At 63.8% G+C, this 18,092-nt stretch carries 15 protein-coding genes; 7 read left to right on the top strand and 8 right to left on the bottom strand.

The window, feature by feature from the left end; all coding sequences use genetic code 11:
• Positions 1–22 precede the first annotated feature (22 nt).
• The 3 genes from GWL_RS13730 to GWL_RS13720 all read right to left on the bottom strand — a co-directional run bounded on the left by GWL_RS13730 (position 23) and on the right by GWL_RS13720 (position 2,916).
• Complete coding sequence (locus tag GWL_RS13730) at positions 23–994, bottom strand: thymidylate synthase (protein WP_008331160.1); 972 nt, start codon at positions 992–994, stop codon at positions 23–25.
• A gap of 162 nt (positions 995–1,156) precedes the next feature.
• Entirely contained in the window at positions 1,157–2,089 is a 933-nt protein-coding gene (locus GWL_RS13725) for a 3-keto-5-aminohexanoate cleavage protein (RefSeq protein WP_008331158.1), read from the bottom strand.
• A gap of 41 nt (positions 2,090–2,130) precedes the next feature.
• Positions 2,131–2,916: an SDR family oxidoreductase gene (locus GWL_RS13720; protein ID WP_008331156.1), complete on the bottom strand. Its 786-nt coding sequence runs from the start codon at positions 2,914–2,916 to the stop codon at positions 2,131–2,133.
• A gap of 373 nt (positions 2,917–3,289) precedes the next feature.
• On the opposite strand from GWL_RS13720, the gene GWL_RS13715 reads away from it, so the two are divergent.
• Positions 3,290–3,931, top strand: a complete 642-nt coding sequence (locus GWL_RS13715) for a DedA family protein (RefSeq protein ID WP_008331155.1) — start codon at positions 3,290–3,292, stop codon at positions 3,929–3,931.
• Positions 3,932–3,998: 67 nt separating this feature from the next.
• Here GWL_RS13715 and GWL_RS13710 read toward each other — a convergent pair whose 3' ends face one another.
• Positions 3,999–5,138: an NADH:flavin oxidoreductase/NADH oxidase gene (locus GWL_RS13710; RefSeq protein ID WP_008331152.1), complete on the bottom strand. Its 1,140-nt coding sequence runs from the start codon at positions 5,136–5,138 to the stop codon at positions 3,999–4,001.
• 96 nt (positions 5,139–5,234) lie between these two features.
• Complete coding sequence (locus GWL_RS13705) at positions 5,235–7,076, bottom strand: ABC transporter transmembrane domain-containing protein (RefSeq protein ID WP_008331150.1); 1,842 nt, start codon at positions 7,074–7,076, stop codon at positions 5,235–5,237.
• A 314-nt stretch (positions 7,077–7,390) separates the two neighbouring features.
• On the opposite strand from GWL_RS13705, the gene egtD reads away from it, so the two are divergent.
• Positions 7,391–8,365 carry an L-histidine N(alpha)-methyltransferase gene (gene egtD / locus GWL_RS13700; protein WP_008331148.1) on the top strand — a complete coding sequence of 325 codons (975 nt, stop codon included), beginning with the start codon at positions 7,391–7,393 and terminating at the stop codon, positions 8,363–8,365.
• 45 nt (positions 8,366–8,410) lie between these two features.
• Positions 8,411–9,763 (top strand): ergothioneine biosynthesis protein EgtB, encoded by a 1,353-nt coding sequence (egtB, locus tag GWL_RS13695; protein ID WP_008331146.1) that lies wholly within the window; start codon positions 8,411–8,413, stop codon positions 9,761–9,763.
• 72 nt (positions 9,764–9,835) lie between these two features.
• Here egtB and GWL_RS13690 read toward each other — a convergent pair whose 3' ends face one another.
• The 3 genes from GWL_RS13690 to GWL_RS24040 all read right to left on the bottom strand — a co-directional run bounded on the left by GWL_RS13690 (position 9,836) and on the right by GWL_RS24040 (position 13,858).
• A complete protein-coding gene (locus GWL_RS13690; RefSeq protein ID WP_008331144.1) occupies positions 9,836–11,581 on the bottom strand; it encodes a methyl-accepting chemotaxis protein in 1,746 nt (581 codons plus the stop codon).
• Positions 11,582–11,898: 317 nt separating this feature from the next.
• Positions 11,899–13,602 carry a 2-isopropylmalate synthase gene (leuA, locus tag GWL_RS13685; RefSeq protein WP_008331142.1) on the bottom strand — a complete coding sequence of 568 codons (1,704 nt, stop codon included), beginning with the start codon at positions 13,600–13,602 and terminating at the stop codon, positions 11,899–11,901.
• A 124-nt stretch (positions 13,603–13,726) separates the two neighbouring features.
• Positions 13,727–13,858 (bottom strand): hypothetical protein, encoded by a 132-nt coding sequence (locus GWL_RS24040; protein WP_008331140.1) that lies wholly within the window; start codon positions 13,856–13,858, stop codon positions 13,727–13,729.
• Between the two features lie 535 nt (positions 13,859–14,393).
• Here GWL_RS24040 and GWL_RS13680 point away from each other — a divergent pair.
• From GWL_RS13680 to GWL_RS13665, 4 genes are read left to right on the top strand one after another with little or no spacing between them, the layout of a single operon-like run.
• Positions 14,394–15,035 (top strand): paraquat-inducible protein A, encoded by a 642-nt coding sequence (locus GWL_RS13680; protein ID WP_008331138.1) that lies wholly within the window; start codon positions 14,394–14,396, stop codon positions 15,033–15,035.
• The gene (locus GWL_RS13675; protein WP_008331136.1) at positions 15,032–15,793 is read left to right on the top strand and encodes a paraquat-inducible protein A; all 762 of its coding nucleotides are present in this window, start codon (positions 15,032–15,034) and stop codon (positions 15,791–15,793) included. The genes GWL_RS13680 and GWL_RS13675 overlap by 4 nt, the downstream gene beginning before the upstream one ends.
• Complete coding sequence (locus tag GWL_RS13670) at positions 15,790–17,418, top strand: intermembrane transport protein PqiB (RefSeq protein ID WP_008331135.1); 1,629 nt, start codon at positions 15,790–15,792, stop codon at positions 17,416–17,418. Before GWL_RS13675 ends, GWL_RS13670 begins: the two co-directional genes overlap by 4 nt.
• Complete coding sequence (locus GWL_RS13665; protein WP_034350830.1) at positions 17,415–18,053, top strand: membrane integrity-associated transporter subunit PqiC; 639 nt, start codon at positions 17,415–17,417, stop codon at positions 18,051–18,053. Before GWL_RS13670 ends, GWL_RS13665 begins: the two co-directional genes overlap by 4 nt.
• Positions 18,054–18,092 lie beyond the last annotated feature (39 nt).

The raw sequence follows: 18,092 nt of genomic DNA, 5'->3' as shown, positions 1-18,092 counted from the left end.
TGCCGTGGCCTGCCGAAGTGGATCAGACCGCCATGGGCGCGGTCAGCGGGGCGTGGTGCTGGTAGTTGAGCAGCGAGAAGTCGCTTGGCTCGACCCGTTCCAGCCATTGCGGGGCGTACTCGCGGGTCCTGGCGAATTCCGGCACGCGCTCGGCGATGGCCAGTTGCGGCAGCGGGTAGGGCTCGCGCGTCAACTGCTCCTTGACCATGTCGATATGGTTTTCGTAGATGTGCGCATCGCCCACGAAGTAGCTGAACCAGCGCGGCCGGTAGCCGGTCAGGCGTGCCACCAGGTGCAGCAGCGCCGCCCCCTCGGCCAGGTTGAAGGGCGTGCCCAGGCCGATGTCGTTGCTGCGCACGTACAGGCAGAGCGAGATTTCGCCGGTGCTCTGGTTGGGCAGGAACTGATACAGCAGATGGCAGGCGGGCAGGGCGATTTCATCGAGCACCGCGCAGTTCCAGCCGTGGAAAAGGATGCGGCGGCTGCCGGGATTCTTGACGATGGTGTCCAGGCATTCGCGCAGCTGGTCCACGGCCTTGTAGAGCAGGACTTTTTCCACGCCCTTGTCCTGCAGCGAGGAGACGATGGCAAAGCCCTTGGCGCGGGCCGCGTCGATCTGCGCGGTGTGCGCGGCGTCGATCAGCTTGTAGGCCGGCCATTCTCGCCATTGCACGCCATACACCGGACCCAGATCATCGGTGCCGGTACGGAAGGGATTGGCCAGCCAGTCAGCGTTTTCGTTGGCGTTCTGGTCCCAGACCTTGCAGCCGAGAGCACGAAAATCGGCCGCGCTGCGGGTGGCGCGCAGGAAGCCGCACAGTTCGCCCACCACCGACTTGAAGGCCAGGCGTTTGGTGGTCACCGCCGGAAAACCCTTCTGCAGGTCGAAGCGCATCATGGCGCCGGGAATGCTCAAGGTGCGGATGCCGGTGCGGTTGTCTTGCCAGGAGCCGTTCTCTAGCACGTCCTGGATGAGGTCTTGGTATTGTTTCATTGCAATGCTCGGGAGGCTGGCCGGGTGGCCAAAAGATGAAGGATTGTAGCGTATCGACCGCCCGAACACCCGATGCCGGACCAGCTTGTCATTGCAGCAAGATGAAGAAAAACACCGGAGACGCTGCTCCGTCCCGGTGCTCCCCGCAAGGCCGGGCCTGTTTCAGAATCCGACGTTCTGCCCGCCCTTGAGTTGCAGCATGTCACGCGCTTCGTCCGGCGTGGCCACCTGCAAGGACAGCGCCTCGATCACGGTACGGATACGACGCACTTGATCGGCATTGCTTTTGGCCAGCTGGCCGGGGCCATCCCACAGGGAATCTTCCAGCCCCACGCGGGTGTGTCCGCCCATGGCGGCGGCCATGGTGGCAATCGGAATCTGGCCGCGTCCGGCCCCCAGCACCGACCAGAAATAGGCATCGCCGAAGAGACGGTCGGCGGTGCGCTTCATGTGCATGACATCTTCGACATCGTTGCCGATACCGCCGCGCAGGCCGAATACCGACTGGATCAGGAAGGGCGGCTTGATCAGGCCACGGTCGATGAAGTGCGCGGCCGTGTAGAGGTGGCCGATGTCATAGCACTCGATCTCGAAGCGGGTCTGGTTGGCGCTGCAGGACTCGAGGATGTAGGCGATGTCCTTGAAGGTATTGCGGAAGATGCGGTCGTCCGAGCCGGCCAGGTAGGGTTGTTCCCAGTCGTACTTGAAATCCTTGAAGCGGTTCAGCATTTCATACAGGCCGAAGTTCATCGAGCCCATGTTCAGGGAAGCCACTTCCGGTTTCAGTTGCAGCGCCGGTTGCAGCCGTTCTTCCACCCCCATGGTCGGCGCGCCGCCGGTGGTGAGGTTGATGACCACGTTGGAGGCGGCCTTGATCTGCGGCAGAAATTTGCGGAAGGCCTCCGGATCCTGGGTCGGCTTGCCATTGTGCGGGTCGCGCGCATGCAGGTGCACGATGGCCGCGCCCGCCTCGGCGGCAGCCAGGGCTTCATCGCGGATCTGCTCGGGCGTGACCGGCAGGTAGGGCGACATCGAAGGCGTATGGATGGCGCCGGTGACGGCGCAGGTGATGATGACTTTGCGAGGCTGGGCCATGGGACGTGCTCCTGGAGAGGACAAAGAAAAGGGGAAGGGCGCTAGGCCAGCGTTTCGACGTTGCCGCACACCGACAGGCTCTGGCCGCTGATGGCAGCACCGGCGGGCGAGCAGAGGAAAAGGATCTGGTTGGCGATGTCCTGGGCGCTGACCATGCGCCGCAGCGAGACCTTGGAAAGCAAGCGTGTGCGCATTTCTTCATGTTCGATGCCATAGGCCGCCGCCTTGGCGGCCACGATGCGCTCCTGTCGCGGCCCTTCGACGATGCCCGGCAAGACGGCGTTGACACGGATGTTGGACGGGCCCAGTTCGATGGCCCAGGTCTCGGTCAGGCCGATGACGCCATACTTGGATGCCGAATAGGGCGTGCGCAAGGCAAAGCCCAGCCGACCGGCCACCGAGGAAATATTGATGATGGCGCCGCCGCCGTTTTTCTTCAGCATGGGTACGGCGCGCCGGGTGCAGAGGAAGGGGCCGGTCAGGTTGATGGCGATGGTCTGGTCCCATTGCGCCGCATCGATGTCTTCCACCGGCAGCGTGGGACCGGCAATGCCGGCATTGTTGACCAGGACGTCCAGTCTTCCGTCCCAGCGCGTGGCCAGGTCGGCGAACATGGCATCGACCTGCGCCGGACTGGCCACGTCGGTACGGCTGAAACTCACCGCCGCGCCTGCCAGTCGGGCACGTGCATCGGCCAGGAAAGCCTCATCGATATCGCAGACGTGCACTTGCGCGCCTGCTTTGATGAACGTTTCAGTAATTGCGAGGCCGATGCCCTGGGCACCGGCGGTGACGATGACGTGATGGTCCTGCAGGTTCAGATCCATGGTTTGGTCTCCTGGGGGGATCCGGCCCCGATGCCAGCGTGGGCTGGTCTTGTCGTAGTGGGGAAAGGCCGGTGCGAACGACTGTAGTGGAGCCGCGCAGGAGCGTCAACGGCAGCATTCTGACCCGGGACTTCCCGTGAAACCGCCCGATCCGGCCGCCACAGCCCACGGGTAGCGGGCTCTGGCACAGCGGCCTGGGCCATGGCTGGGGTGGAGCATGAACAGATTGCGCGACAGGGAAAAACTTTCATCAATGCGCGAGGGGAGGAGGGGCGGGAAGGGTGGCTGCGGCACTGCATCAAAATTCGCGGAGAGGGGCGGGGCTGTTGGTACAATGCCCACTTTCTGCCACTTCCCCTCTCTCTACAGGCTTATGGATATCCTTCTGTTCCTGGTCGATTTCATCCTCCACATCGACCGTCACCTGGCCGAACTGGCCGTTTCCTATGGTCCCTGGTTATTCCTGATCCTGTTCCTGATCATCTTTTGCGAAACCGGTCTGGTGGTCACGCCCATCCTGCCCGGCGACTCGCTGCTCTTCGTCACCGGCGCCCTGGCCGCTACCGGCGCCTATGACATTCACCTGATGCTGCTGACCCTGATCGTGGCCGCCATCCTGGGCGACAGCACCAACTACCAGATTGGCAAGATGCTGGGTATCAAGGTGTTCGACAAGCCCAACTCGCGCATCTTCAAGAAGGAATACCTGGACAAGACCCATGCCTTCTTCGAGAAGCACGGCGGCAAGGCCATCATCATCGCCCGCTTCGCCCCCATCGTGCGCACCTTCGCACCCTTCGTGGCGGGCGTGGGCGCGATGACCTACCAGCGCTTCTTCCTCTACAACGTCATCGGTGGCATCGCCTGGGTGGCCAGCTTCGGCTATGCCGGCTACTTCTTCGGCAACCTGCCCATCGTCAAGAAGAACCTGAGCCTGTTGATCGTGGCCATCGTGATCCTGTCCATCCTGCCGGGGATCATCGAGTACTTGCGCCAACGGCGTCGTCCGGGCTGATCGCCTCTCGACGCGAAGCCAGCAAAAAACTGCCGTTCAGCCTGAAGGCTGAACGGCAGTTTTTCTTTCAGGCGCTGCTTGTCAGGCCCTGGTCCTGTTTGCCGCCGTATTGCACATCCGGCCGCAACGGTGTCTTGCTGGACGCCGCCCGCACGTATTGCGGCGGCCAGGCCACGTCTTCGCGCAATTGCTGAGCGGCATGCAGCGGCCAGTAGGGATCGCGCAGCAGTTCGCGCGCCAGCAGCACCAGGTCGGCCTGGCCGGTCCGCAGCACGTGCTCGGCCTGGAAGGCGTCGGTAATCATGCCGACCGTGCCGGTGGCGATGCCGGTCTGGTTTTTCACGCGCGCCGCAAAGCCGGTCTGGTAACCGGGGCCGACCGGAATGGCTGCCGAGGGCAGGTTGCCGCCCGTGGACACATCCACCAGGTCCACCCCCATTTCCCGCAGGCGGGCCGAGAGGGCCACTGTATCGTCGGCGCCCCAGCCGCCCTCGGTCCAGTCGGTGGCCGACAGGCGCACCAGCAGGGGCAGTTCGGCGGGCCAGACGGCGCGGGTCGCCTGCACCGTTTCCAGCAGGAAGCGGATGCGGTTCTCGAAGCTGCCGCCGTACTGGTCGGTGCGGTGATTGCTCAGGGGCGAGAGGAACTGATGGCCCAGGTAGCCGTGCGCGCCATGCAGTTCGATTACCTTGAAACCGGCGGCCAGGGCGCGACGGGCGGCCTCGGCGAAGGCTTGCACCAGTGCGGCAATTTCCGCCGTACTCATGGCATGCGGTTCGGTATAAGTGGTATCGAAGGCCAGGGCCGAGGGCGCCTGCGGCAGCCAGCCTCCCTTGGACACCGGCACACTGGCCGCCGGGCCATCCCAGGGACGCAGGGCACTGGCCTTGCGGCCCGCATGCGCCAGCTGGATGCCGGGCACGGCACCCTGCTGTTCGATGAAGCGGGTGATGCGGCGCAGGGGCGCGACGTGCTCATCCTTCCAGATACCGAGATCGGCGCTGGTGATGCGGCCTTCCGGAACCACCGCCGTGGCCTCCATGATGACCAGGCCGGCCCCGCCCACGGCACGGCTGCCCAGGTGCACCAGGTGCCAGTCGTTGACGAAGCCGTCCTCGGCCGAATACTGGCACATCGGAGAGACGGCGATGCGGTTGGGCAAGGTGACCCCGCGCAGGGTCAGCGGCGAAAACAATAGACTGCTCATGCAAGAACTCCTGTCATGTCATGGCATCGGGAAGATGCCGAGATGCGCAGTCTAGGGGATTTCTTCAAATTGCGTCGGCGGCCCCCGCCGTATGCCTTATTGCGTCTCGAACTGCAATGCCGCCAGGCTGGCATAGAGGCCATCGCGGGCCACCAGTTCGGCATGGGTGCCGGTCTCGACGATGCGACCGTGTTCCAGCACGATGATGCGGTCGGCGCGCTGCACGGTGGCCAGGCGGTGCGCGATGACCAGCGTGGTGCGGCCGACCATGGCCGCTTCCAGGGCGCTTTGCACCAGGCGCTCGGATTCGGCATCCAGGGCGCTGGTGGCTTCGTCCAGCAACAGCAGCGGCGGGTTCTTCAGCAGCGCGCGGGCGATGGCGATGCGCTGGCGCTGGCCACCGGAAAGGCGCACGCCGCGCTCGCCCAGGAAGCACTGATAGCCCTCCGGCAGGCGTTCGATGAATTCATGCGCAGCGGCCATGCGGGCGGCCGCGATCACTTCTGCATCGCTGGCATCGGGGCGACCGAAGCGGATGTTTTCCATGGCATTGGCCGAGAAGATCACGGTGTCCTGCGGCACGATGCCGATCGCCTTGCGCAGGTCATGGAGGGTCAGGTAGCGGATGTCCACGCCCTCCAGCCGGATACTGCCGTGCTGCGGATCGTAGAAACGCAGCAGCAACTGGAACAGCGTGGTCTTGCCGGCCCCTGAGGGACCGACCACGGCCACCGTCTCTCCCGCACGCACATCCAGCGAGAAGCCGGACAGTGATGCGCTGCCGGGGCGCGAGGGATAGTGGAAGTCCAGGTCTTCGATCTTCAGGGCCGCGCCGTTGGCGGTGCGTGGCGGCAGTTGTTCCGGCAGCAGTACGGACTGTACCGGCGACTGCGCCGCCAGCAGGTCGAGCAGGCGTTCGGTGGCGCCGGCGGCGCGCTGGGTGTCGCCCATCACTTCCGAGAGGGCGCCCAGCGAACCGGCCACCAGGGATGCGTACAGAATGAACTGGCCCAGCTCGCCGCCGGTCATGCGGCCCTGCATGACCGCGTGCGCGCCCAGCCACAGCACGAAGACGATGGCACCGAAGACCAGCAGGATGGCTACGACGGTGAGCAGCGAGCGGGCGCGGATGCGGTCCATCGCTGTCTGGAAGGCACGCTCGACGGAATCGCCGAAGCGGCGCGCCTCGATCTCTTCATGCGTGAAGGCTTGCACGGTCGGCATGGAGTTGAGGATTTCACCGGCCATGGCGGCGGCATCGGCCACGCGGTCTTGCGAGGCGCGCGAGAGCTTGCGCACGCGGCGCCCGTAGAAGACGATGGGCAGCACCACGGCCGCCAGCATGACGATGATGATGGAGGTCAGCCTGGCGCTGGTGATGAAGAGCATGCTCATGCCGCCCAGGAACAGCAGGGCATTGCGCAGGGCCATCGAAATGCTGGTGCCGACCAGGGCCTGGATGAGCGTGGTATCGGTGGTCAGGCGCGAGAGGACTTCGCCGCTCTTGGTGGTTTCGAAGAATTCGGGACTCTGCGTCACCACGTGGGCATAGACCGCGCTGCGCAGGTCGGCGGTGACCCGCTCGCCCAGCCAGGACACCATGTAGAACCGTGCCGCCGTGGCCACCCCCAGCACGCAGGCCACGCCGAACAGGGCCAGGAAGTACAGGTTGATGTGGCTGGCGCTCTTGCTGCCGGCCGCGCCAAAGCCGAGGTCGATCATCTGCTTGAAGGCATAGGGTACGGCCAGTGTGGCTGCGGCCGCCACCAGCAGCGCCAGGCCGGCCAGCAGGAACTGCTTCTGGTAGGGCGCGAGAAAGGGGAGCAGTCCGCGCAGTGCGGCCAGCGCGGATTTGCGGGCGGTGGGAGAATCCGAGGCTGGCGTGGCGTCGGTGGCAGGGGAGTCGATGCGGGAAGGAGTCGTGGAGGACATGGACATGGATGAGCTGTTGAGGCTGCCGGGCCAATCGTTGCGTGCATGTTGCCGCACGGCCAGAGTCGCCGGTCAACGCCGGGAAAAACTGCGGGTTGCGTTGAACCAACCGGGCTTGCCTTAATCGGAAGAGGCATAAGTATAGACAGTCCGTGCAGACATCGCGCAGCTTGTCTCACAACGCGATGTTGTTCGTCAGCCATTGCTTGCCTGCCTTGCCCTGCTACAGTATGCGGATTCGAGCGCGATCAGCTCGACCGGCGCAGCGCAGCAGCAGGCATCCGCATCATCCCAACCCCATGACAGGCAAGGAGATTCGCTTGGCCCAACCCGCACTGATCCCCTCCCGCCGGGAGGCCGCGCCAGCAGAGCGCACATCACATGATGAACTGCTGGCCGGGCTCACCGCCGCCGAGGCGGCCATCTCACCCAAATATTTCTATGATGCGCTGGGCAGCAAGCTCTTCGAAGCCATCTGTGCTCTGCCCGAGTATTACCCCACCCGTACCGAAGCCGCCATCTTCGCCGCCCATCAGCAGACCATGGCGCAGGCCATCGGCCAGGGCTGTACCTTGATCGACTTGGGCGCCGGCAATTGCGCCAAGGCCGCCGCGCTGTTCGAGGCCTTGCAGCCGCAACAATATGTGCCGGTGGATATCTCCACCGATTTCCTGCACCAGTCGGTGGCCGGCTTGCAGGAGCGCTTCCCGCAACTGCCCATGTTGCCGCTGGCGATGGATTTCTCCGCCACGCTGGCACTGCCGGAAACGGTGCGACAGCAACGCCGCCTGTTCTTCTATCCCGGTTCCTCGCTGGGCAACTTCGATCCACGCCAGGCGCTGGACTTCCTGCGCCGGGTGCGTGCGGCCTTGCCGCCCGGTGCCAGCGATGGCGGCATTCTCATCGGGCTGGATCTGGTCAAGGATGCGCGCGTGCTGGAAGCGGCCTATGACGATGCCATCGGTGTGACAGCGGCATTCAACCTGAACCTGCTCAACCATGTGAACGGCTTGATCGGGGCTGACTTCAGCCCCCGCGACTGGCGCCACGTGGCCTTCTACAACGGCCGCCAGCAGCGCATCGAAATGCACCTCGAAGCGCGGCGCGACCTGATCGTGCGCTGGCCGGGCGGACGCCGCACCTTCCATCAGGGCGAGCGCATCCATACTGAATACAGCCACAAGTTCACCGAGCAGGACATCCTGGACCTGCTGGAAGAAGCCGGATTCGGCAATTGCCGCCTGTGGTTTGACCAGCGGCGCTGGTTCGCGGTCTGCCATGCGCAGGCGCGCTAGGTGGCGCTGGCCCATATTGATTCAATGATTCTTGCAGGAGACCGGATGCCTTCCGTCATTACCCAGGACACCACCACGCAAGGCGAAGACGACCAGGCCGTCGTCACTGCCGCCACCGCTGCCACCATCGATGCCGTCATCGACGCTGCCGTCCAGCACCTCCATCAACGCCCGCGCGAGCGCCTGGGCGACCGTTACCGGCGCCTGCGCCGGCAGTCCCTGCTCATCGCCGAACCGCTCTCGGCCGAGGATTGCTGCGTGCAGGCCATGCCGGATGCCAGCCCCGTCAAGTGGCACCTGGCCCACACCACCTGGTTCTTCGAAACCTTCCTGCTGGAGCGTTTCCAGAGCGGCTTTACGCCCTTCCATCCGCAGTTCCGCGTGCTCTTCAATTCCTACTACGAGGGCGTGGGCGAGAAGTTTCCGCGTCCGCAGCGCGGGTTGCTCACGCGGCCCGCGCTGGAGGAGGTGCTGGCCTATCGCGAGCAGGTCGATGCACGCATGCTGCTGCTCATCGATGCCCTGGAGTCGGAACCCGGCGAAGCGGGCAGCGCGCATCCGCAACTGTCGGGTTTCCTTGCGCTGCTGGAATTGGGTATGCAGCACGAGCAGCAGCATCAGGAGCTGATGCTCACCGACATCAAGTTCCTGCTGTCGATGAACCCGCTGCAACCGGCCTATCAACCCCTGCCGATGAACCTGCAGCTGGACGACCCGGCCGAGCTGGCGCTGCGCTGGCATCGCATCGAGGCCGGTATCGTCGAGATCGGTCATGCCGGTGGCGGCTTTTGCTTCGACAACGAGACGCCGCGCCATCGCCAGTTCGTCGAGCCCTACCAGTGCGCTTCGCGGCTGGTGAACAATGCCGAATACCTGGCCTTCGTTGAGGCGGGCGGTTATGACGATGCCGCACTGTGGTTGTCCGAGGGATGGGAATGGAAGCGGCAGGCTGGCTTGTCGCATCCCCTGTACTGGCGCCGCGGCGCCGACGGCCAGTGGCGCGAATTCACCGAGTATGGCGTACAGCCCTTGCAGCCGCATCGGGCTGCCGTGCATCTCTCGTATTACGAGGCCGATGCCTATGCCCGCTGGGCTCAGGCCCGTCTGTTGACCGAGGCCGAGTGGGAACATGCAGCCGCGCGGCTGCATGGGCGCGGACGTGAATTTTTTGGCGTGGCCTGGCAGTGGACCAGCAGCAGCTATGGGCCTTACCCCGGCTTCACCGCCGCACCGGGTGCGGTAGGTGAATACAATGGCAAATTCATGGTCAACCAGTACGTGCTGCGTGGGTCATCTTCGGCCACGCCGCTGAACCATGCACGGTTGACCTATCGCAATTTCTTCCCGGCCAGCGCACGCTGGCAGGTCAGCGGCATACGCCTGGCCCGCCAGGGCTGATGGCCTTGCTTGCGTCTTCAAGCCGCCACCAGGGCCGCAGCCGGCCCTGGTGGCGGTACCGACTTTGACCTCTCAGAAGGTTTCCCACTCTTCCGATTTGCCTTCCTTGGTGGTGGCCGGAAGCGCGCGTGGTGCCGGCGCGGCAGCCGCGGCGCGGACTGCGGGCGGCTTGGTGGCGGCAGGCTTGCCCGGCAGGGCCGTCGTCGATGCCGGTGTCGCCGTGCGCAACGGTGCGGCGCGCACCACGGGAGCCGGTGCGGGTGCCGTGCCCAGGTCATCGAGACGGAACACGCTCACCAGTTCCAGCAGTCGCTGCGCCTGATCCTGCAAGGCCTGCGCGGCGGCGGCGGCTTCCTCCACCAGCGCGGCATTCTGCTGGGTAGTGTTGTCCATCTGCATGATGGCCTGGTTGACCTGCTCGATGCCATCGCTCTGCTCGCGCGTGGCGGCCGAGATTTCCCCGACGATGTGGCTGACCTGCTCGATGCTGTGGACCACCTCATCCATGGTGCTGCCGGCCTGTGCCACCAGTTCAGTGCCGGCCGTGACCTGGCCGACGGAATCATTGATGAGTTCCTTGATTTCCTTGGCGGCGGTGGCCGAACGCTGGGCCAGGCCGCGCACTTCCGACGCCACCACCGCGAAGCCGCGGCCCTGTTCCCCTGCGCGTGCTGCCTCCACGGCGGCATTCAGCGCCAGGATGTTGGTCTGGAAGGCGATGCCGTCGATGACCGAGATGATGTCCACGATCTTGCGCGAGGAATCATTGATGGCGCCCATGGTCTGCACCACCTGCTTGACGGTCTGGCCGCCCTGGTTGGCCACTTGCGTGGCGTTGCCGGCCAGCTCGCTGGACTTGCGGGTGTGGTCGGCATTCTGTTTGACGCTGGAGGTCAGCTGTTCCAGCGAGGAGGCGGTTTCTTCCAGGGCGCTGGCCTGCTCCTCGGTGCGCGAGGACAGGTCCAGGTTGCCGCTGGCGATCTGGGTCGAGGCGGTGACCATGGAGTCGGTACCGCGCCGCACCTCCTGCACGATGGCCTTGAGCTTCTGGTTCATGGCCGCCAGCGCCTGCAGCAGTCGGCCGGTTTCATCGTTGGAGTGGGCGGCGATGACGGCGGTCAGATCCCCCGCCGCCACGGTCTCGGCCACTTCCACGGCACGGCTGAGCGGACGGGTGATGCTGCGCGAGATGGTCCAGGCGATGAAGGCGGCGAACAGCGCCGAGAGGAGGCCGGAGACCAGCATGATGGTACGGGTGGAGCTGTAGATGGCTTCGGCATCGGCAACCGACTGATCCATCAGTTTCTGCTGCATGTCCGAGAGCGCATCGAGATGGCCGAAATAGACTTTCTGCAGCGGCATCATCTGCTCCAGCATGAGCTTGATGGCGGCATCCTTCTCGCCACTGTTGTAGAGACGGTCGATCTCCTTGCGCAGGGCGGCGTAGCTCTTGCGCGTTTGCGTGACCTTTTCGAACTTGGCGCGGGCCTCCGCATTGACGATCAGGCTGCCCAGTTCATCGTAGAGCTTGGTGTTCTCTGCGGACAGGCGCTCGATATTCTTTTGCTCATTGGCAATCTGCGCCGGATCGCTCATGAGCAGCTGGTTGCGCAGTGAAATGGCGACATCGTCGACCCTGCCGGAAATGTTGTTGATGATGTCGATCTTCTTGTAGCGGTCATTGACCACCAGGTCCAGCGCCTGGTTGATGTTGCTCAAGCGGGCCAGGCCCAGCGTGACGATGGCGGCGATCACCAGGATCAGTACCGAGAACGCGAGTGTGAGTCGTATGGAAATGCTGAGATTGTTGAAGCGCATGATTTTCCCCCCGAAAAATGTGGATGCGGCTTGCTGATGAGAGATGTCACACGTGGCATGTGACTTTTAACTGGTATGACGACCAGGAAGCAATAATAAGCCAGTTACGTACATTGAGAACGTTTGGCACACGTAAATTCTGCGAACTTGTCCGGCGTCAGGGAAAACGAGGATCAGCGCAGATTGCCGCGCATCAACGTGGCGGCCGTGCAACGGCGTCAGACGGCAAGAGGGCGGGGGAGGGGGATGCAACAACGCCGCCCGGTAGGGCGGCGTCGCGTTCAGAAAGCGGCCGGGATCGCCGGCCGGATTCCGTTTCAGGCAGCCTTGGCCTGTGCGGAGCCAGCCTGGTTGGCGCTCTCGCTGATGGCAATCTGGCGGTTCACGGCAGACAGCACGGCCTTGAAGGAGGCAGTCACGATGTTGGCGTCGATGCCCACACCGAATCCGGTCGGGGCTTCGTTCAGGCGCAGCTCGATATAGCTGGCAGCCTTGGCGTCGGCGCCGGCACCGATGGCGTGTTCATGGAAGTCCATCAACTTGATGTCCAGGCCCAGCGCATGCACGAAGGCATCGATGGGACCATTGCCGCTGCCGCGCACGGTGACCGGCTGACCATTGCGTACGATGTCAACTTCGATGTTGATGGATTCGGCCTTGGAGCTGTCTTCGGACATGCGGTGCGCACGGTAGACATAGGGCTCTACGCGCTCCAGGTATTCACGCTGGAAGATGGCGTGGATATCGGAGGCGGCGATTTCCTTGCCGGTGGCATCGGCCTCGCGCTGGATGGCGCGCGAGAATTCGATCTGCAGGCGGCGCGGCAGGGCCAGGCCATATTCCTGTTCCAGCAGGTAGGCCATCCCGCCCTTGCCGGACTGGCTGTTGACGCGGATGACGGCATCGTAGCTGCGGCCCAGGTCGGCCGGGTCGATCGGCAGATAGGGTACTTCCCAGATGGCGTCGGGCTGCTGCTTGGCGAAGCCCTTCTTGATCGCGTCCTGATGCGAGCCGGAGAAGGCCGTGAAGACCAGATCGCCGACATACGGGTGGCGCGGGTGAACGGGGATCTGGTTGCATTCTTCCACCACCTGCCGCACCACGTCGATATCGGAGAAGTCCAGGCCCGGGTTCACGCCCTGGGTGTACAGGTTCAATGCCAGCGTGACCAGGTCGACGTTGCCGGTGCGCTCGCCGTTGCCGAACAGGCAGCCCTCGACGCGGTCGGCGCCGGCCATCACGGCCAGCTCGGCCGAGGCCACGGCGGTGCCGCGATCATTGTGCGGGTGCACCGAGATGATGGCGCTGTCGCGGTGCTTCAGGTTGCGGCACATCCATTCGATCTGGTCGGCGTAGACGTTGGGGGTGGCGCACTCGACGGTGGAGGGCAGGTTCAGGATGATCTTGCGCTGCGGCGTGGCACCCCAGGTTTCGCAGACGGCATCGCAGATGTCCTTGGAGAAATCCAGCTCGGTGGTGCTGAAGGATTCCGGCGAATACTCGAAACGCCATTCGGTGCCCGGGCGCGCATCGGTCAGTTCCTTGACCAGGCGGGTGCCGGTGACGGCGATGTTCTTGATCTCCTCGCGCGACATGTTGAAGACGATCTTGCGGAAGGCCGGCGCCACCGAGTTGTACAGGTGGACGATGGCCTTCTTGGCGCCTTCCAGCGATTCGACGGTGCGGCGGATCAGTTCTTCGCGCGACTGGGTCAGCACGATGATGGTGACGTCATCGGGGATGCGGTTCTCGACGATGAGCTTGCGCACGAAATCGAAATCGGTCTGCGAGGCGGAGGGGAAGCCGACTTCGATTTCCTTGAGGCCAGTCTTCAACAGCAGTTCGAAGAAGCGCAGCTTGCGCTCGGCGTTCATCGGTTCGATCAGGGCCTGGTTGCCATCGCGCAGATCGGTGCTCATCCAGATCGGCGGAGTGTCGATGACCTTGCCGGGCCAGGTGCGGTCGGGCAGGTCGATGGCAGGGAAGGGACGGTATTTGGCGGCGGGGTTGCTTAACATCATGATGGACCTCTTGGTTTCCGGATGGCGTGGAATGCTTCAGTGCTTGGATACGTGAATGCTTCAGTGCGTCAGATGTGGCCGATCGGGTTGCCTGGCTGCCACGAGCGCGTGGCCAGGCAACCCTTCATAGAGCCAGAGGCGGCATCTCCCGCAGCGGGGCGCCTGCCTGGGGCAGTTGCGCGCGCTGGTTGCAGATTGTGCGGATCATCGAATACATATGCTTGGCCTGGTGGGCGGCGACGTCGGCTTTCATCATGGAACGCGCGTCACTGCCTGGTTGTACTGCCGGACCTGCTGGATTTTGTGGGTTTGCCGGATCGCGTGAAGTCAGCGGATACGACAGGAAAACGGATTTTAGCGCGAGGCTAGTAGTAGCGACACCGATAGCAACGCTAGCAGGCTGCTGGCGCTGTTGTGGCGGATGGAGGTGGTTGCTGCGGAGTTCATCCGAGCAATGTAGAAGATTGGGCATCCGCTTGTCAAGGGCTATCTTTTTTACACACGGTTGACACACGTAAAAGAAAGGCACATTCCAATAAATTCGTTGCTAGAATCGTCTTGTTAATAACCGGTTGGTCATTTATCTGCATTGCTGCCATATCAATTCCTTGTGAGGATGGAACGCCGCCGGGTGAAAATGCTCCAAACCGAGCGCTGCAGTAGTCCTTTTGCCAACCAGGGTTGACTTGTTGCGCCGGCACCGGTCTCTGCGTCGCCTGCCACGAAGAACAAACAACAGAATGCCGACGCCTCCGCCACCCCGGAGGGATAGTCAATAACCGCCAACATCCATGCAGAAACGTACCGACCTCATCGTTTGCGAAGAATGCGACGCCGTCTACCAGCGCATGACGCTGGGCGAGCGCGAGGTCGCCCGCTGCCTGCGTTGTGGCGCCGAACTGGAGCGTGATACCGGTCGCCGCCTGCAGCACCTGCTGCCGCTGACCATTGCTGCGCTGATCCTGTTCGTGATCGCCAATGCCTTTCCCATCGTGACCATCGAGCTGCAGGGGCTCTCCAGCCAGACCACGCTGATCGGTGCGGTGGTGGCGTTGACCCGTGACGGCATGTCGGAGGTGGCCCTGCTGGTGCTGGCCACGACCTTGCTGTTCCCGCTGATCCAGCTGGGGGTGTTGCTCTACCTATTGCTGCCGGGGGGACGCCAGTCACGTCCGCCCGGCTTCGTGCTGCTGCTGCGGCTCATGCAGGTGGCACGGCCCTGGGGCATGATCGAGGTGTTCATGCTGGGCGTGCTGGTGGCGCTGATCAAGCTGTCCAACATGGCCGAGGTCATCCCCGGTCCGGCCTTGTGGTCCTTCGGTGGACTGACGGTGCTGCTGACGGTCGTGGTGTCTTTCAATCCACGCTACCTCTGGCACGTGTGGGAGCAGCAGCAAGCCGGGCAATACGGTGACAAGGAGGTCGGTGCATGAGCTTCTTCACCCGCCAGGTGACATCGCATGCGCCCGACCTCACTCAAGAGCCGGATGAAGACCTGCCCGTGCAGGATGCCGCTGCGCTGGGCGTGATCGGCTGCCATCACTGCGGCACCGTGTGGGAAGGGGCCCAGCCCCATCAAGCTTGCGGCGTGTGCCATGCGCGGCTGCACGTACGCAAGATCGATAGCCTCACCCGTACCTGGGCGCTCCTGATTGCGGCCTGCATCATGTACATCCCGGCCAACATGATGCCGGTGATGGTGACCCGTACCCTGTTCGATGAACAGCGCGACACCATTCTCTCCGGCGTCATCTATTTCTGGACATCCGGCGAATGGGGCCTTGCGCTGGTGGTGTTCGTGGCCAGTTTCCTGGTGCCGCTGTTCAAGCTGGTGGCGCTGGGCATCCTGGTTTTCTCGGCCCGTCGCCGCAGTCGCTGGCGCCGTCTGCAACGCGCCAGGCTGTATCGCGTGGTCGAGGCCATCGGACGCTGGTCCATGCTGGATGTTTTCGTGGTCTCGGTCCTGACCGGGCTGGTCAAGATCCACGGCTTTGCCAATATCCACGCCGGTATCGGCATCGCCGCCTTCGGCGCAGTGGTGGTGCTGACCATGCTGGCCTCGCTGGCCTTTGACCCGCGCCTCATCTGGGACGAGCGCGAGACCGATCAAGCCTTCCCTGCACCTGGCCAGCCGCTCCCCGATACTGCTTCTCCCCATGACAACGTCAACAAGCCACAGGAAACCGCATGACTCCACCCGATCATTCCGATGACAAGCCGGCGCTGCTGCAACCGCGCCGCGCACGCCAGCGCAACTGGCTGCCCTCGCTGGTGTGGCTCATTCCCATCGTTGCGGCCATCGTCGGCCTGACGCTGGTGGCCAAGATCCTGGTCGAGCGCGGCCCCATGGTCACGGTCAGCTTCCGTTCCGCAGAAGGGTTGGAGGCCGGCAAGACCAGGGTGAAGTACAAGGATGTCGAGATCGGCCAGGTGCAGAGCCTGAAGCTGGCCGCCGATCGTTCGCACGTGCTGGTGGGCATCCAGCTCAACCAGGACGCTTCCGGTTTCAATGCCGAGGACACGCGTTTCTGGGTGGTGCGTCCGCGCATTGCCGCCTCGGGCATCTCGGGCCTGGGCACCTTGCTTTCGGGGGCCTACATCGGCGCCGATGCCGGTGTCTCGGAAGAGACCAAGAAAGACTTCGTCGGCCTGGAGCAGCCCCCCATCGTCACGCGCGATGCCTCGGGACGGCAGTTCGTGCTGCATACCGATGACCTGGGTTCGCTGGATATCGGCTCGCCCATCTTCTATCGGCGCATCAAGGTCGGTCAGGTAGTCGCCTATGACCTCGACAGCGATGGTCGGGGGGTGACCCTGCGCATCTTCGTCAATGCGCCCTACGACAAGTTTGTCACCCAGGCTTCGCGCTTCTGGCATGCCAGCGGCTTCGACATGGAACTCAACGCCAGCGGCTTCAAGCTGCACACCCAGGCGCTCTCCACGGTGGTGCTGGGTGGCATCGCCTTCCGCGAGCGCGATGAACAGCACGTGAGCCCACCGGCCAAGGAGGGCACCGAGTATGCGCTGGTGGAAGATGAAAGCACTGCCATGAAGGAGCCGGATGGCGCGCCGCAAACGGCCCTGCTGTATTTCGACCAGTCCCTGCGCGGCCTGCAGCCGGGTGCGGCGGTGGACTTCCGTGGCGTGGTGCTGGGCGAGGTCAAGAGCATCGGCGTGGAGTACGACAAGGCGCGCGGTGAATTCCGCATGCCGGTGCTGGTGCAGATCTATCCGGATCGTTTGGGCCGCCGCTTCCACGAAGAGACCGGCGAGCAGCGCCGTTCCAACGCGCAGTTGTTGCGCATGCTGGTCAAGCGCGGCATGCGTGCGCAGCTGCGCAATGGCAACTTGCTGACCGGTCAGCTGTATGTGGCGATCGATTTCTTCCCCAAGGCCAAGCCGGCGCAGATCGATCCGGACAAGGTGCCGCTGGAGCTGCCGACCATCCCGGGCAGCCTGGACGAACTGCAGAAGCAGCTCTCCGACATTGCGGGCAAGCTCTCCAAGGTACCGTTCGACGAGATCGGTCGCGATCTGCAGACGACTCTGAAGACCTTGAACAAGACCTTGACTACGGCCGAGCAGACGGCCGCACACATCAACAACGACATCGCGCCGGAGATGCAGGCGACCATGAAGGATGCCCGCAAGACCTTGAATGCCGCCGAGCGCACGCTCTCCGATGATGCACCGCTGCAGTCGGACATCCGCCAGACCATGCAGGAACTGTCCAAGGCTGCGGCCTCGATCCGTATCCTCACCGATTACCTGCAACAGCATCCGGAAGCGCTGATCCGGGGCAAACAGGAGCCATGATGCAAGACAAGACTTCGTTCTCCCTCAAGACCCTGGTGGCGACCGTACTGGCCGCTTCCCTGCTGGCCGCCTGCGGCAGTTCACCGCCGACGCGCTTCTACACGCTGGCGGCCCCGGCCGATGGCGGCGCGTCCGTACGTACGACCAGCCAGGGGCCGCAGACCTTCATCGAAGTCATGCCGGTGTCCGTGCCCGACCGCCTGGCGCGTCCGCAACTGGTGGTGCGCAGCGATGCTACACGGGTGGAGGTATTGGAACAGGACCGCTGGTCCTCGCCCTTCAACAATGAGTTGCGCGATGCGCTGTCTGCGGGCGTGGCGGCAAGGCTGGGAGCCATCGACGTCTCGCGCGGCGGCCGACCGGCGGACCAGGCCAGCTATCGCATCAATGTGGAATTGCGCGATTTCGACGCAGCCCGCAACGGCCAGGTCCAGGCCAGCTTCGGCTGGACCATCACGCGCTCGGATGACCGTCGCAGCGCGGCGTGCCGCCTGACGGTGGTGGAGCGGGTGGCAGGCGCTGCCAATGCCGATCTCGTCGCTGCCACGCAGAGGGCAGTCGGGAAGGCGGTGCAGGCCATTGCCGATGATGTTCGCGCTTTGCAGGCGGGGCGGGGAGGACAGTGCTCAGCTTGAGCTGGCGCATTTTGTCGCACCAAAGAAAAAGCCGCTTCC

The organism is Herbaspirillum sp. GW103 (genome assembly GCF_000261365.1).
GTDB lineage: Bacteria > Pseudomonadota > Gammaproteobacteria > Burkholderiales > Burkholderiaceae_D > Herbaspirillum.
This window is presented reverse-complemented; position numbering and strand designations above follow the sequence as displayed.